Origin of the sequence: Absiella sp. AM09-50, from assembly GCF_003433845.1 — a bacterium.
Classification (GTDB): domain Bacteria; phylum Bacillota_I; class Bacilli_A; order Erysipelotrichales; family Erysipelotrichaceae; genus Hoskinsella; species Hoskinsella hominis.
Genome location: NZ_QVFI01000005.1, coordinates 99,013 through 113,430, shown reverse-complemented (window position 1 = coordinate 113,430; position 14,418 = coordinate 99,013). Strand labels below are relative to the sequence as shown.

General features: G+C 32.7%; 17 protein-coding genes. 5 read left to right on the top strand and 12 right to left on the bottom strand.

Annotation, left to right across the window (positions count from 1 at the left end; genetic code table 11):
- Positions 1 to 28 precede the first annotated feature (28 nt).
- Positions 29 to 259, bottom strand: coding sequence for a putative signal transducing protein (locus tag DW114_RS06580; protein ID WP_117452979.1), 231 nt, complete (start codon positions 257 to 259; stop codon positions 29 to 31).
- A 184-nt stretch (positions 260 to 443) separates the two neighbouring features.
- Here DW114_RS06580 and DW114_RS06575 point away from each other — a divergent pair, with 184 nt between their 5' ends.
- The 5 genes from DW114_RS06575 to DW114_RS06555 all read left to right on the top strand — a co-directional run bounded on the left by DW114_RS06575 (position 444) and on the right by DW114_RS06555 (position 5,286).
- On the top strand, positions 444 to 1,118 hold the full coding sequence (locus DW114_RS06575; protein WP_117452978.1) for a response regulator transcription factor: 675 nt from the start codon (positions 444 to 446) through the stop codon (positions 1,116 to 1,118).
- Positions 1,108 to 2,124 carry a sensor histidine kinase gene (locus DW114_RS06570; protein WP_117452977.1) on the top strand — a complete coding sequence of 339 codons (1,017 nt, stop codon included), beginning with the start codon at positions 1,108 to 1,110 and terminating at the stop codon, positions 2,122 to 2,124. Before DW114_RS06575 ends, DW114_RS06570 begins: the two co-directional genes overlap by 11 nt.
- A gap of 141 nt (positions 2,125 to 2,265) precedes the next feature.
- Positions 2,266 to 2,472: a hypothetical protein gene (locus DW114_RS06565; RefSeq protein ID WP_117452976.1), complete on the top strand. Its 207-nt coding sequence runs from the start codon at positions 2,266 to 2,268 to the stop codon at positions 2,470 to 2,472.
- A complete protein-coding gene (locus DW114_RS06560) occupies positions 2,469 to 3,236 on the top strand; it encodes an ABC transporter ATP-binding protein (protein ID WP_117452975.1) in 768 nt (255 codons plus the stop codon). The genes DW114_RS06565 and DW114_RS06560 overlap by 4 nt, the downstream gene beginning before the upstream one ends.
- On the top strand, positions 3,226 to 5,286 hold the full coding sequence (locus DW114_RS06555) for an ABC transporter permease (protein ID WP_117452974.1): 2,061 nt from the start codon (positions 3,226 to 3,228) through the stop codon (positions 5,284 to 5,286). The genes DW114_RS06560 and DW114_RS06555 overlap by 11 nt, the downstream gene beginning before the upstream one ends.
- A gap of 28 nt (positions 5,287 to 5,314) precedes the next feature.
- Here DW114_RS06555 and DW114_RS06550 read toward each other — a convergent pair whose 3' ends face one another.
- The 11 genes from DW114_RS06550 to DW114_RS06500 form a co-directional block, all read right to left on the bottom strand.
- Positions 5,315 to 5,974: a hypothetical protein gene (locus DW114_RS06550; RefSeq protein ID WP_117452973.1), complete on the bottom strand. Its 660-nt coding sequence runs from the start codon at positions 5,972 to 5,974 to the stop codon at positions 5,315 to 5,317.
- The gene (locus tag DW114_RS06545; protein WP_117452972.1) at positions 5,971 to 7,221 is read right to left on the bottom strand and encodes an AAA family ATPase; all 1,251 of its coding nucleotides are present in this window, start codon (positions 7,219 to 7,221) and stop codon (positions 5,971 to 5,973) included. The genes DW114_RS06550 and DW114_RS06545 overlap by 4 nt, the downstream gene beginning before the upstream one ends.
- A gap of 170 nt (positions 7,222 to 7,391) precedes the next feature.
- Entirely contained in the window at positions 7,392 to 8,192 is an 801-nt protein-coding gene (locus tag DW114_RS06540) for an ABC transporter permease (protein ID WP_117452971.1), read from the bottom strand.
- Positions 8,189 to 9,073, bottom strand: coding sequence for an ABC transporter ATP-binding protein (locus DW114_RS06535; RefSeq protein ID WP_117452970.1), 885 nt, complete (start codon positions 9,071 to 9,073; stop codon positions 8,189 to 8,191). The genes DW114_RS06540 and DW114_RS06535 overlap by 4 nt, the downstream gene beginning before the upstream one ends.
- Positions 9,070 to 9,690, bottom strand: coding sequence for a TetR/AcrR family transcriptional regulator (locus tag DW114_RS06530; RefSeq protein ID WP_117452969.1), 621 nt, complete (start codon positions 9,688 to 9,690; stop codon positions 9,070 to 9,072). The genes DW114_RS06535 and DW114_RS06530 overlap by 4 nt, the downstream gene beginning before the upstream one ends.
- 306 nt (positions 9,691 to 9,996) lie before the next feature.
- Positions 9,997 to 10,788, bottom strand: coding sequence for a DeoR/GlpR family DNA-binding transcription regulator (locus tag DW114_RS06525; protein WP_117452968.1), 792 nt, complete (start codon positions 10,786 to 10,788; stop codon positions 9,997 to 9,999).
- Positions 10,789 to 10,874: 86 nt separating this feature from the next.
- Positions 10,875 to 11,507 carry an HAD family hydrolase gene (locus DW114_RS06520; protein ID WP_117452967.1) on the bottom strand — a complete coding sequence of 211 codons (633 nt, stop codon included), beginning with the start codon at positions 11,505 to 11,507 and terminating at the stop codon, positions 10,875 to 10,877.
- Positions 11,485 to 12,321: a BtpA/SgcQ family protein gene (locus DW114_RS06515; RefSeq protein WP_117452966.1), complete on the bottom strand. Its 837-nt coding sequence runs from the start codon at positions 12,319 to 12,321 to the stop codon at positions 11,485 to 11,487. Before DW114_RS06515 ends, DW114_RS06520 begins: the two co-directional genes overlap by 23 nt.
- 12 nt (positions 12,322 to 12,333) lie before the next feature.
- Entirely contained in the window at positions 12,334 to 13,170 is an 837-nt protein-coding gene (locus DW114_RS06510; RefSeq protein WP_117452965.1) for a PTS system mannose/fructose/sorbose family transporter subunit IID, read from the bottom strand.
- 5 nt (positions 13,171 to 13,175) lie between these two features.
- Positions 13,176 to 13,925: a PTS mannose/fructose/sorbose/N-acetylgalactosamine transporter subunit IIC gene (locus DW114_RS06505; protein ID WP_207732782.1), complete on the bottom strand. Its 750-nt coding sequence runs from the start codon at positions 13,923 to 13,925 to the stop codon at positions 13,176 to 13,178.
- Positions 13,925 to 14,410: a PTS sugar transporter subunit IIB gene (locus DW114_RS06500; protein ID WP_117452963.1), complete on the bottom strand. Its 486-nt coding sequence runs from the start codon at positions 14,408 to 14,410 to the stop codon at positions 13,925 to 13,927. The genes DW114_RS06505 and DW114_RS06500 overlap by 1 nt, the downstream gene beginning before the upstream one ends.
- Positions 14,411 to 14,418: the final 8 nt, after the last annotated feature.

Sequence of the window (14,418 nt, the reverse complement as noted above, 5' to 3'; positions counted from 1 at the left end):
CTCAATCCAATGGATTGAACCTCCTGAATCATTCATGCTTTGGAAATAATACTTCTGTGACAAATCGTTGTGCTTCCTCAACATCTTTTTCATGCACATACAATTGATAAGCATCGCCTAACTCATCATAACCAAATTCTGATTTCGTCGTACGTACCAGATATTCAATATTCTCTTTATCTAATATTTCCTTTACCCGCTCTAAATTTTCTTTGGTATATGTGGAATATACCACAACTCTATTAAATATTGTCAACATGTATGTGACCCCCTTTTTTTCCTTTGATTCTTATATCTTCATTATACACTTGATTTTGTAAAAATTCTTAAAAAAACAATCAAATAATGAATTACTTTCTATTTACGTAAGAATGGAAGATTTGTATGAGAAAATAGAAAAAGCATCAAAACTTGTGTATAATAAGAACAGGTGGTGAACTTATATGTATAAAATAATGATTATAGAGGATAATGAAAAAATAAGAAATGAATTAAGTGATTTTTTAGGTAAAAACGGTTATGAAACACTTGCGCCTGATGATTTTGAACATGTTATGGAAACAATCCATCAACAAAAACCTGATCTATTATTACTGGATTTAAATCTTCCAGTATATGATGGTCATTTTATCTGTCGTGAAGTACGTAAAACCAGCAATCTGCCAATAATTATCGTCACAAGCCGTGATTCTGATATGGATGAATTGATTTCCATGAATTTAGGTGCAGATGATTTTGTGACCAAGCCTTATAATCTGCAGATTCTGTTAGCAAGATTATCCCGCGTACTTCAAAGGACCTATGAACATGCCAGCAGCAACATCTTATCTATTCATGATATTGCTCTTGATGTTAGTAAAAGTACCCTTACCTATCAGGGAAAAACAATTGATTTAACCAAAAATGAGCAACGCATCATGCATTGTTTGTTTCAGAATAAAAATAAAATCGTATCCCGCAATGAGCTGATGCAGCATATGTGGGATTGTGACTTGTTTGTGGATGATAATACTTTAACTGTCAATATCAACCGTCTGCGTAAAAAGCTGGAATATCTTCGTTTAGATGATCTGATTCAGACAAAACGTGGTATGGGGTACATCATTTATGAAGACTAGTGCCTATATTAAAGAAAAGCTATATTTGATATGCATTGCCTTTTTAACATCATGTATTACCATATTATTTCTATCCGCAATCAACGTCAATCATGAAATGATCTTGGTGGTATCTTTCCTGTTTTGGGGAATGGTGCTTGCTATTTTGATTATTGAATATCTTCGACGTGTGGGTTATTATCGTCGTCTACAAGAAACCCTTACGCAGCTGGATAAAAAATATCTTATCACTGAAATCATGGAAGAACCTCTTTTTATGGATGGAAGAATCATGTATGATACATTAAAAATTGTTGATAAAAGTATGAATGATTATGTAAACAGCTATAAGATCACACAAAAAGAATACAAGGAATATGTCGAGATGTGGGTACATGAAATTAAAACACCACTGGCTGCCGCAAAACTGATTATTTCTAATAATCCAAATGAAGTTACACATAGTATCTATGAGGAAATTGAAAAGGTGGAAACATATGTTGATCAGGCGTTATTTTACGCCCGCAGCACTTCTGTGGAAAAAGATTATGCGATCAAAGAAATGCAGCTTGCCCCAACGATTTCAAAGGTGATTCGTAAGCACTCTAAAACCTTTATCTATGAAAAAATCAAAATCACATTAACAGATCTGGATAAAACGATATACAGTGACTCTAAATGGCTGGAATTTATATTTGATCAAATTATCACCAATGCTTTAAAATATACTCCATCACAAAGTGGTGAAATAAAAATCTATACAAGTGAAGAACCACAAATGACTTATGTTCATATACAAGATAATGGTATAGGAATCCCTGCAACAGATCTGCCAAGAATCTTTGATCGTGGCTTTACTGGAAATAATGGAAGAAAGAATGAAAAAGCTACCGGTATGGGATTATATTTATGTAAAACCCTGTGTGATAAATTATATCTAAAGATTTCCGCATCCTCTGTGCCTTCAAAAGGTACCACAATCACCATTGGTTTTCCAGCAAGTGATATGTATCGAATGCATTCATAATCATAAAATCTTAAAGTTATGGAAGGGAAAATCACACCCTTCCTTTTCTTCCTTACAAGAATGTAAGGATAATGTAATAGACATCCATGGAAGAACTTTTCAGAAACCATTAAACTATAGGTGTAAGGAAGGTGAACCAAAATGGAAGCACTATGGAAATATCGTTTTGAAATTTGTATCGCCTGCTCAGGAGCTTTGTTATTTATCAATATACTGCTGCCTGATTTTCTAAGTGATGGCATCAATCTTTGTATGTTGTTTCTATTTCTGATGTCCATCATCCTATTGAAATTATCAACAATCAATGAACATTTGAAAACTAAAATTCATCAAGGAGGAAATTTATGAAAAACATTTTATCAGTTGAGCATATTGAAAAGTATTATGGTAATAAAGGAAATCTGACAAAAGCTGTCGATGACATTTCTTTTCAGGTAGATGAAGGAGAATTCGTCGGTGTCATGGGACCTTCTGGTTCTGGTAAAACAACCCTATTAAACTGTATATCTACCATTGATACAGTTACCAGTGGACATATCTTCATCAATGGTTCTGATATTACAAATATCAAAAAGAATAACTTAAGCAAATTCCGTCGAGAAGAATTGGGCTTCATCTTTCAGGACTTTAATCTGTTGGATACATTAACTGCCTATGAAAACATCGCTATCGCTTTAACCATTCAAAAAGTCAAAGCCAGTGAAATCGATCGTCGTATCAAAGAAGTTGCGATGAAGCTGGATATCATGGAAGTCTTGCAGAAATATCCTTATCAAATGAGTGGTGGTCAAAAACAACGTGTCGCAAGTGCGCGTGCCTTAATCACCAACCCAAGTCTGATTCTGGCAGATGAGCCTACTGGCGCATTAGATTCTAAAAGCAGTCGTATGTTGTTAGACAGTATGGAAAAATTAAACACAGAATATAACGCAACGATCATGATGGTTACTCATGATGCATTTACCGCATCTTATGCACACCGTATTCTGTTTATCAAAGATGGTAAAATCTTTAATGAATTGATTCGTGGAGAAGATTCCCGTAAAGAATTCTTTAACCGTATCATGGAAGTTGTGACATTATTAGGAGGAGAAAACGGCAATGTACTTTAAACTTGCCCTGCGTAATGTCAAGAAAAGCTTTCGGGATTTCTTGATTTACTTTATCACACTTGCCTTCTCTGTATGTCTGTTTTATATGTTTAATTCTTTCCAGGAGCAACAATATGTCATGCAGCTAACCACGGCACAGACAGATATCGTGGAATCTTTATCCCGAATCATGAGTAGTCTGTCAATCTTTGTGGCAGTTGTACTGGCTTTCTTAATCTTATACGCTAACAATTTTCTGATCAAAAGACGCAAAAAAGAACTTGGTGTATATACCTTGCTGGGTATGCCAAAACATCAGATTTCACGTATTCTGGTGTATGAAACATTCTTAATTGGTTTATTGTCTTTAATATCCGGCCTGATTATCGGCTTTTTCCTATCACAGCTGCTTACGGTTGTGACAGCTCATTTATTTGAAGTACAGTTGAACTATACCTTTGTCTTTTCCTTTAAAGCTACCATCATGACTATCTTGTCTTTTACACTTATTTTTGTGGTAATCATGATCTTTAATTCCTTTATACTGAATCGTTACCAATTGATTGATTTATTAAATGCTGATAAAAAACACGAACAGTTAAAAATCAAAAATATCTGGGTATCTGTACTAATCTTTATTATCTCCATTATCTGTATCGGATGGGCATATTATAAAGGAATTCATGAAGGCTTATTAGCAATCGAACTATTAGGACCAATCATTCTAGCAGGAAGTATTGGTACAGTATTGTTCTTTTTATCACTGGCAGGTTTTATGTTGACGATTCTACAAAACAGTAAGAATCTTTATTTCCGTAATCTGCACTGCTTTATCGTTCGTCAGATTCATGCCAGTGTCAATAGTAACTTTTTATCCATGAGCGTGGTATGTATTATGCTATTATTAAGTATCGGCGCATTATCCTGTGGAATCAATATGAGTAGTATTTTAAATAAAACAATAAAATTCTCTACTCCTTACGATTATACATATACCAATCATATGCATTACTATGATTATGAAAAAGATGAATTTGATTTATACACAACTTCTCCTTTAAATATTGAAAAAGCTATTGATGATATTCACTTAGATCCATCATATATTGCATCTAAAACGATAGCACGCACATATATGGATAAAGATTTATCCACTTCAAATCCAGTATTTATTGATCATATTAAAAAACAAGATATCAAAGATTACTTTAAAAATCAGATTGGTTTTGTGGAAATCGTATCCCTGCATGACTATAACACAGCACGCCAAGCTTATGGTATGGATCCCATTCAATTAAAAGATCATGAGGCTTACTTATATAGCAATTATGAAATGGTCATGGATGGTGTAAAAGAAATTATATCTAAACATCCTGAAATTTCTGTATTTGATCAAAAAGTTAAAGTCGTCAATGATGACTTTGAACGTGTATCCTTATTTACAACCGTTGATAATGGTTCCATGGAATATATGACGCTTGTTGTCCCTGATGCTATAATCCCTGCCAATGCAATTATACATGATGAATATTGGAACGCAAATCTAACAGATAAAATCACACCAGAAAAATTTAGCACATACTTTAAAGATCAGATGTATAAAACATATGATGTTCCTGAGGATATCCATCGTTTCCTACAGGAATATTACATAATGGATAAAGATAATGTTTATCAATCCAGTAAAGGATTATCCGTAACCTTTACTTATATAGGCATCTATTTAGGTATCGTATTTATGATTGCAAGTGCTGTGATTCTTGCGCTTCAGCAGTTATCTAATGCGGATGAAAATAAAAAGCGTTATCTTATCCTAAATAAAATTGGTACGGATCAAAAGATGATCAATCGTACAATTTTCTTAGAAATTGCAGTATATTTCTTACTGCCACTGCTGCTTGCCATTGTTCATAGTATCGTTGGTATTCAGATTGTGAATAATATTATGGTTATGTTTGGAAAAGGAAATATCTTTGTATCTGCTCTGTTTACCGCTGGTATCATCGTTTTAATCTATGGTTCTTATTTCTGTGTAACCTATATTGGATATAAAAACATTTTGAAGTCTTAACAAAAAAGTGCAAAAAAATTGCACTTTTTTAATTTATATATGATAGCAATTCAGAATATGCTTCTTTATGAAATTTAATATAGCTTCTTTTAAATTCTGCAAACATAGATTTTTTATCTAAAAAACCTTTTAGCGTTCGCTTAACTATGATTGAGTGGTCACCATTTCTATAACGCTCTAAAGTATCAAAAAAAACATTCATTTCACTCAATAGTGCATTTAATCTCATTTGACTTTTATTTTCTCTCATTCCTGTATTTTTTTTATTGAATACTTCCATCATTAATTTTGCAGTAATGACAGCCTCATAATCATTTTCATTTTTTGCTCTAACAACTATATTTTTCCCATTAAATATAAAATCTATGCATTTCTCAGGATCCCGTTTACAACAATCCAAAACATTATCATCATATATATCTTGATTTTTTATACTATTACAATGTCCACAAGACAAAAACAAATTGTCCCAATCAAATTTTCTATCTAAATATTTACCATTTTTATGCGGCAATCGATGTTCTATTTGAGGATCTTGTAATGGAGCTATACCACAGATATAGCATTTATTATGAAAATCATTTATTAATTGCTTTACAACATCTTTTCCATCATATCTCCCGTTTACCTTTTTAGATTCTGTTTCTAATGATTTTGGAGCTGGATAACTTCTTTCAATTTTGATCATTGCAAATCTGTTCTCCTTTCAAACTCCAATTTTAAAGCCTGATATTCTGTCGTAATATCTAATGCTAAATAATCCGGAATTTCCTCTAAAAACATTTGTAATCGTGCTATTTCACTAAAATCTTCATCCTCTAACTGCTCTTTTTTTACTAATTCTTTATAACGGTTAAATTTTTCTTCTAAATCTTTAGACAGTAAATTTACGTTAAAATAGCTTTCGATAATACCCTCATATGGAATATCGTTTAATCCATTTGGAATTAAGGTATGATTTTCTAAATCGTAAATTACTGCATTGTTAATACTGTTTATTACAAAAGGTGAATGCGTTGTAACGATAAATTGTATATTAGGAAAAAAACTAGTTAAAAGTTGCAAAATATTTTTCTGTAATTCCAGATGTAAATGTGTTTCTATTTCATCAATTAAAACAATACCAGGCATACGATATTCAAATTTTCTATTTGTATATTTTTCCATTCGCATGATAATATCTACTACGATATCTAAAATAGCTGCGTATCCACTGGATAAGGTATTAAAATCAAATTTTTCTCTATTTTGCATACTAATATAGAATTGAAATTGTTCTTCATCAAAAATCAATTTAATTGATTCATCTCCAAAAATACTTTTTAATAATTTTTCAAGAGATTGAAACCATTCATCAATCTGATCTGCTTTTTCTTTTTTATTGCCTGTTAATGCTAATGCCTGTGTAACTTTTAAATCAACTAAATATTTCACAAATTTCGTGCTCGGCTTTTCATTTATCGAATATTTTTCATTAAAATTAACTTTCTCGACATTTTTCACTTCTTCTGTTTTAAAAACTCTATCTGCGCTGTAATATGCTAGAATCATATTACCATTTTGAAACGCTCTATACATATCAGCTGTTTCCACATTAAAACTGATTTTTAAACCTTTTCTTGTTTCTTGAATTTTATCCTCATAAAATTGAATTTGTGCTTCACATTGATTTATTTCCTGAATATTATTTTGCTGTTTCAATTCTTCTAATCTGTTTTTATAAAACACAAGGGAATCTTCATAATCATTAAATGAACGATCATCAGCAACACTTTTTAAATAAATTGATAATGCTTCTAATACACTTGTCTTTCCACTGCCATTTTTACCTGTTATTATTAAATTTTTTCTCTTCTCACCAAATAAAGGAATATTAATATCTTTTAAATGCCTTACAGAATCAATTTTTATATTAGTGATATAAATTTGTTTCATAATTACCTCCAATGTCTCCTTTATGGTATTATTATAAAAGAGAACTACACGATTGTGTTTTCCATTTTATTATAGCCTTAAAAATAAGTTATTACAATAACATTCTCCCCATATATGTAATGCCACTTTGATAATTGAAGACAATATAAAAAGTGCAAATTTATGCACTTTTATATTGATAAATCTTTTCTTTTGAAAATCATCACACCCAATGTAAAAAGCAGAACTGCGCCAACATATAGGATGCCTACACTCCATAAAGCACCTTGATCCATAGTGATAATCTCTTCTGGTCGAAATAAAGTTAATGGTGTTACATATTTTAGATTTTCTAATTTATCTCCAACTTGTGACAGCATCTGAATCAATACAGAAACAATACATAAAGCAGCGCCTACCCCTGTCGCAAATCTTGTTTCATTAAAGATACATGCAAATAGAAAGCACATACTTGCAAAAAACAACATCATGCCATATAAACCAATATTTAATGTCAGGAAAGCAGAAAGATCAATTCCTTCATCAAACATTAAATTTCCACATATAATAACCAAAATCGTTACATACGCAACTAAAATCAATATACCCATTGCAAGCATACACAACTGTGTCAGAATGATTGTTGAGCGCTTGTGTGGTGTTGACAGTAAATAAGCCATAGAACCACGATCTACATAACGTACAATCAAACGATGACACATAAGGATTACGAAAATCAATGGAAAAACAATCAGGATAAACCCATATAAATAATTTGCGATGAATTCGATTAATGTTGAACCAGGGTTGCTCATTCCAAATGCTTCAAATACGCCTGGCATAGATTCTTTAAACATCTCTAAACTTTCTCCAAGTTTTGGATCATACATTGCCACAATCAATGAGCTATATAAGCTGAGCACCAGTAAAAACAATAAAATAACTTTTATATTTGCTTTGCATTCCCTTTTCCACAATGTTTTAGAAATCATTGATCTTCACCTCCATAATACTGCATAAACAGTTCTTCCAGACTTTGTGTACGCATTTGAAGATCCCGAATGGTATATTTCGATAAATCTTTGATAAATGCATCCACCTGTCCCTTTAAGGTGATCATGATTTCTTTTCCATCCCTTGTACATCCTTCATGGTTTTCCACAAATGCGATTGCATCCTGCTCATTTTCAAAACGCACTTCATAGATTTTTCGCTTATTATGACGTAATTCTTCCATATCTTTTGTGGCGATAATACAGCCATCTTTTATGATGACAACACGATCACATGTATGTTCAACTTCTTCAAAGATATGACTGGACATCAAAATTGTTTTCCCTTTGGCTTTTTCTTTTTTGATTAACTCCACAAATTTACTTTGCATCAAAGGATCGAGTCCACTGGTTGGCTCATCCAAAATTAAAATAGAAGGATCCTGCATAAAGGCAATCACAATGCCAATCTTTTGTTTCATCCCTTTTGACATTCTGCGAATCTTTCCTTTTGGATCTAATTCTAAATAATCAATCAATTCCTGTGCTTTGGAAAAATCTTTGATATGTTTCATATCTGCCATAAAATGGATAAACTCAATTCCTGTCATATCCTCCATAAAGGCAATTTCTCCAGGCAAATATCCAAGCTGTGCCTGTACCTTATCTGCATCCTTGAAACAATCTAGACCCATGATGGATACACTACCTTTATCTGGTGCAATAAATCCCATCAATTGACGAATGGTTGTAGTTTTCCCAGCACCATTAGGTCCTAGAAAGCCCACCACTTCCCCTTTTTCTACTGTAAAGCTTACATCAAATACACCTTTGTGATCCCCATAATCTTTGGTAATCTGGTGAATTTCTATCACACTCATAAATACTCCTTTCGATAGACCATCTGTTTAAACATTTCTTCCCAGCGATCATAATCTTCCATAATTTCATTGATATCCAGTTTTTCTTTTGTTTTTTGCTTCGTACGAATATAACCATCAGCCATCCATTGCAGCATCTGAAAGATATAAAATGGATCGATTCCTTCCTTGAATTTAAAAAGATCAATATGTGAAAAATAATCTGTAAACATTGTATTCACTTTTTGTTGGATATCCTGCGTTATTTTTTCTGCAATATTTTCATCATTCATATAATATGCTTTCATACAAAACTCCATAATATAAGCATGATTTGCGATTAATTCCATTTTCTTATCTGCGCCAAATCGCATAATTTCAAAGAAATCTGTTTTATTTTTTACACCTGCTTCATCAATTGTATCTACTAATAATTGTAGACAATATTGATAAACGTATTGATATAAGCTCTTTTTATTTTTAAAATAATAAAACAATAAACCTTTTGATATCCCTGCTTTTCTTGCAATTTCATCGGTCACTGCATGTTTGTATTCATTTGTGCCAAATACTTCCATTGCCGCATCAATGATACGCATTTGCTTTTCTTCTGTTAATTCCAGAAATTTCTCATTCATCTTTTTCCTCCATCACAAAGCATTAACTGACCTGGTCAATTACCATTGTAAAGCATTGACTATTTTTTACAAGCCCCCTTTGATATAAATTCGATATATTTATAAAAAGGCGTTGTCTATTTCTAGAAATATTCTTATTAATCATGCAGTCATGATGTTTATGAGCATATCCTATTTTGCTCATAGTTTATGCTGAAAAACGCCTTTTTATAGTTTTTGTACTGATATGACATACAATATAAAAGGCATAATAAAAAAATACACTTTATTCATATATATGAGTCAGTGTATTTTTATAAAACTAATTTAATTGTTGTTTTCTTCATTTACCAATATGATGTTTTCACATGCTTCTTTAATTTTTTTCAATTCTTCTGGTTGCATGCGATCATCACTAATCAATGTATCAATCGCATTAATATCACATAGACTCCAGCGCTTAACTAAGCCATATTTAGAACTGTCCGCACATAAAATGATATCTTTTGATGATTCCATCATTGCTTTTTTTATGAGTATATCATCATAATCTGTATGTGTGATACCACATTTAAAATCAAATGCAGATGTTGCCATAAAATACTTATTTGCATTCAATGATTTTAAGATATCTACAGCAGTTGGTCCATAAATATCAAATGAATCTTTATGTTTCATTCCACCTAAGATGATCAATGAAATATTTTCATTTTCAGACAAGGTATATGCTACCTTTAAATCATTCGTAATAACTGTGATATTTTCTAAATCTTTTCTTGCAAGTAATGCTCTGGCAAGATAATACATCGTACTGCCTGAATCTATGATAATAGATTGATTATTTTCAATCATTGATACTGCTTTTTCCGCAATTTGTTTTTTATAATCTTTATTATAAACTTCTTTTTTACTGCTGGATAATTCAAATACCTGTGAAGCTATTTTACTAACCACACCACCATGGACCTTTTGAATACTGCCTTCATTTTCTAAATCTGTTAAATCACGATTCAGGGTAGCTTTTGATACCTGAAATTTATCAAGCAGTTCCGCAATTGTCACATGTCCTTTCAAATTAATATATTGTTGAAGATCAATTTGACGCTGAAATTTCATCATATCAATTCCACTATCCTTCCATAATTAAACGTTTCAAACTTAATATACCATCTCTTTTCTATATTTTCAATCAATTTTAGCCCTGTTCAGGTATATAATTCACAGAAATTGTAAATTTCTTTATCCGCTTTCGATGTGTCTTGCTGTATAATAGAGCCTTTATATCCAATCACATACATATCTGCAGCTTTACCAGCCTTGATACCATTCACAGAATCCTCAATCACCATACATTCATCATGTTTACATCCTGCCTGCTTTGCCGCAAGATAAAATATTTCCGGATCTGGCTTAGAATGCTTTAGATTTTCTCCACTGATAATGATATCGAAATATTCCCGTACATGTATGCCATCTAGTACTGTATTGATCCAATGCATATCAGAAGATGATGCCAGAACAATGGTCATATCTTTTTCTTTTAAATATTTTAAATACGTAATCAAATGAGGCATAGGTGTAAGTATTGTTTCTTTTAATTCTTCATCAAAATATAAATCCTGTTTTTCCATTAATTCCTCCATTGGAATATGATGCAAATGATAAGTATTTTGTAGTTTTTGGGTAATATCTTTTGCATTCATACCAACAAGACAGGATAATGTTTGTAAGTCTTCTTCTATATCAAGGGTTTTCAAATACTTTTGTAATGATTTTAAATAGATCACTTCACTATCAATCAGTACACCATCCATATCAAAGATTACAGTCTTCATCATATTTTTTTCTTAATTCTTTTACTTTATTCATAAATTCAGATACACGGTTCTGATCAATTTCATTTCTGAATACACCATCTCGTTTGAAGCCAGTTCCAATAAAGAATCCATCTACAGTATCCATATAATCTTGCACATTATTGATTCTTACTCCAGTTGCCGCAAATATTATAGCATCTGGGAAAGCTTCCCTACATTTTTTCATAACATTAGCATCTGCTTTTTGTCCTGCTACCATACCTGCAACTGCTATCGCATCAGGTCGATCAAGGAAATATGTAGGCTTCATAATCGAAATAGCATCACGACAACCCAAATCTGCACTGGATTCTGGCATTAGATAATGTACTAACTTAAAATCAGGAATACTTAACTGATGTTTTAAACGTACAGCTCCTCCACCATCACTATTACAAAGTCCTGCGCTTGTGGCCCATGTTCCATGGAATACACCTCTAGTAAATAAAGCGCCGGTTGCACTTGCTAGAGAAATACTAGCCATATCATCACTGATACAGTCATTACCATAAGGCAGTTTGATTTCATCTTTTAATGCGCCCATTACATAAGCCATTGCTGCTACTGTTTCTGGTCCTACTTTAGAAAGATATGGAGTTGAAAATTCATTACTGAATAATAAACCATCTACACCGCCTTCCTGTAAACATCGTACATCATGTCTTGCCATTTCAATTACTTTTTCCATGCCACCTTTTTCATCATAATATGGATCACCAGGCAATGGCTGCATATGTACAAGCCCAATCACTGCTTTTTTTGTATGAAATGTTTCTTCTATCCAATTTTTACCCATAATGTTTCTCCTTTAAAATATGCCAACAAAGGCCCCTAAAATACCAATAACAACTAACACACCCATAATCTTTATCACAGAAACATTTTTTCTGATTAAAGCATATAGAATAAATACAGTGCCAACGCTTAGAATGCCTGGCATAATTTCATCCAACAATGCTTGAATTTCTATAACTGTATCACCAGAAGTAAATGTTGCGACTGTTTGTATCGATACATAATTTGCGATCATACAACCAGCAACCGTCATGCCAAGTACACCCATGCAATCTGTCAATTTTCTAATGATGGATGTATCACTGATTTTACTGAATGCATTTTTTCCAAGTTTATACCCAGAAAAGAACATGGTATATCCTACACCAAGGATATAGGCCGTATATAAAACGAAGAAGATAATGGATCCCCAGACATTGCCTTTTAATCCCATTTCAACACATATTGCCAACAGAATTGTTTTCACAAGTCCTTGTGTAATTGTATCTCCAACTCCGGCAAGTGGTCCCATCAAACCAATTTTCAACCCATTGATTACTTCATCAGAATAATCTGTGCCATTCGCACGTTCTTCTTCAACAGAGGCAATCATACCCGGAATCAAAGCACCAAACTGATTTTCTGTATTAAAGAACGCCATATGTCTTGTCATTGCATCTGCTAAATCATCTTTATCAGGATATAATCTTTTTAAGATAGGAAGCATTGCATGACAAAATCCTAATGACATCAAACGTTCATAGCTTAAACACATTTCAGATGTCAGTTCCCATATCGCAAAACTTTTCATTAAATCAGATTTTCTTAATTTAATTCTTTTTTCTTCCATAATTTCTTGATTTTCAGCCATGTCAATTAAACCTCCTCACTATTTTCTGGTTCACGATAAGAGAACCAATACATCAAAGCAAATGCAACACCTACAAGTGATACAGCTATCATGCCAAGTTCTAGATATGATGATAATACATAACCAATGATGAAATATGGTAAGAATTTCAAGTTGAAAATAGCTTTCATCAACATTGCGATTCCTAATGCAGGAAGCAACATACCAACAGCTTCAAGTCCAGTTAATATCACTTCTGGAAGTGCATCTAGTAAATCAGTTAAATATTCAGCACCAAAACGAACTGCCAAAAATGCTGGAATAAAATAGAAGAAGAAATTGATGATCTGTGGACATACCACATTATAGAAAGTAATGCCTTTCGTATCTGCCCTGGCGGCACACTTATCTGCACGATGGACAAAGATAGAACAAAGTGTCATTTTTCCAGATTCTGCAAGCATTCCAAATAACCCAAAAGATACCGCAATCGTAACCCCCATTTCCGGTGCAGCACCAGTCGCAACTGCAAGAGCTGTGGCAACACATCCTGCCATAGGATAATCCACAGAGCCTACACCACCAACCATGATGTTTCCCATGTATACTAACTGTGTTGCACAACCAATTTGTAAACCTAATTCCATATTTCCCATGATAGCTCCAACAATTGGTCCAAAAATGATAGGTGAACACAATTGGATAGACCAGCATGTAAATTCAATACCTGAAGCACAAACCCATGTACATAAAGCGACTAAAACTGCCTGTAGCATTATAACCCTCCTTTTATGAGTGAATGTAACTCAATCTGCTTATCATTTGGTGTCGCCTGAAAATAAACTTTCACACCCATTTCTTCGATTTCTTTTAGAATAGCAACTTCTTCCTTGCTTGCGGATACGTTTTTATAAAGCGCTTCACGTTTCGCATTAGCTCCCATTCCACCAACATTTAATTCTTTCAACAGTACTGGACTTTCAAATACTTTTTTTGCAGTATCTGGTGTTTTCATCAGAAGAATAGCATTTGCTTTATTTTCTTCAATTGCCTGAATTGTTTCATTCAAATGTTCTGTTCCTTTGATGATCAGATCCACACCACTAGGTTTTACCATTTTTAATACGTTCTTTAAAAACTCATCCTTTGCAACAATATCATCAATGATTAAAATTTTCTTTGCCTGATATGTTTTAATCCATGCGGTTACGACTTGTCCATGAATCAATCGATCATCGATTCTAATAAACTTAATTGACATTATCAATC

What these genes read in the sequence shown, in the direction of transcription:
- DW114_RS06580 (WP_117452979.1), bottom strand. Translation starts at nt 259, where the DNA reads ATGTTGACAATATTTAATAGAGTTGTGGTATATTCCACATATACCAAA.
- DW114_RS06575 (WP_117452978.1), top strand. Translation starts at nt 444, where the DNA reads ATGTATAAAATAATGATTATAGAGGATAATGAAAAAATAAGAAATGAA.
- DW114_RS06570 (WP_117452977.1), top strand. Translation starts at nt 1,108, where the DNA reads ATGAAGACTAGTGCCTATATTAAAGAAAAGCTATATTTGATATGCATT.
- DW114_RS06565 (WP_117452976.1), top strand. Translation starts at nt 2,266, where the DNA reads ATGGAAGCACTATGGAAATATCGTTTTGAAATTTGTATCGCCTGCTCA.
- DW114_RS06560 (WP_117452975.1), top strand. Translation starts at nt 2,469, where the DNA reads ATGAAAAACATTTTATCAGTTGAGCATATTGAAAAGTATTATGGTAAT.
- DW114_RS06555 (WP_117452974.1), top strand. Translation starts at nt 3,226, where the DNA reads ATGTACTTTAAACTTGCCCTGCGTAATGTCAAGAAAAGCTTTCGGGAT.
- DW114_RS06550 (WP_117452973.1), bottom strand. Translation starts at nt 5,974, where the DNA reads ATGATCAAAATTGAAAGAAGTTATCCAGCTCCAAAATCATTAGAAACA.
- DW114_RS06545 (WP_117452972.1), bottom strand. Translation starts at nt 7,221, where the DNA reads ATGAAACAAATTTATATCACTAATATAAAAATTGATTCTGTAAGGCAT.
- DW114_RS06540 (WP_117452971.1), bottom strand. Translation starts at nt 8,192, where the DNA reads ATGATTTCTAAAACATTGTGGAAAAGGGAATGCAAAGCAAATATAAAA.
- DW114_RS06535 (WP_117452970.1), bottom strand. Translation starts at nt 9,073, where the DNA reads ATGAGTGTGATAGAAATTCACCAGATTACCAAAGATTATGGGGATCAC.
- DW114_RS06530 (WP_117452969.1), bottom strand. Translation starts at nt 9,690, where the DNA reads ATGAATGAGAAATTTCTGGAATTAACAGAAGAAAAGCAAATGCGTATC.
- DW114_RS06525 (WP_117452968.1), bottom strand. Translation starts at nt 10,788, where the DNA reads ATGATGAAATTTCAGCGTCAAATTGATCTTCAACAATATATTAATTTG.
- DW114_RS06520 (WP_117452967.1), bottom strand. Translation starts at nt 11,507, where the DNA reads ATGATGAAGACTGTAATCTTTGATATGGATGGTGTACTGATTGATAGT.
- DW114_RS06515 (WP_117452966.1), bottom strand. Translation starts at nt 12,321, where the DNA reads ATGGGTAAAAATTGGATAGAAGAAACATTTCATACAAAAAAAGCAGTG.
- DW114_RS06510 (WP_117452965.1), bottom strand. Translation starts at nt 13,170, where the DNA reads ATGGCTGAAAATCAAGAAATTATGGAAGAAAAAAGAATTAAATTAAGA.
- DW114_RS06505 (WP_207732782.1), bottom strand. Translation starts at nt 13,925, where the DNA reads ATGCTACAGGCAGTTTTAGTCGCTTTATGTACATGGGTTTGTGCTTCA.
- DW114_RS06500 (WP_117452963.1), bottom strand. Translation starts at nt 14,410, where the DNA reads ATGTCAATTAAGTTTATTAGAATCGATGATCGATTGATTCATGGACAA.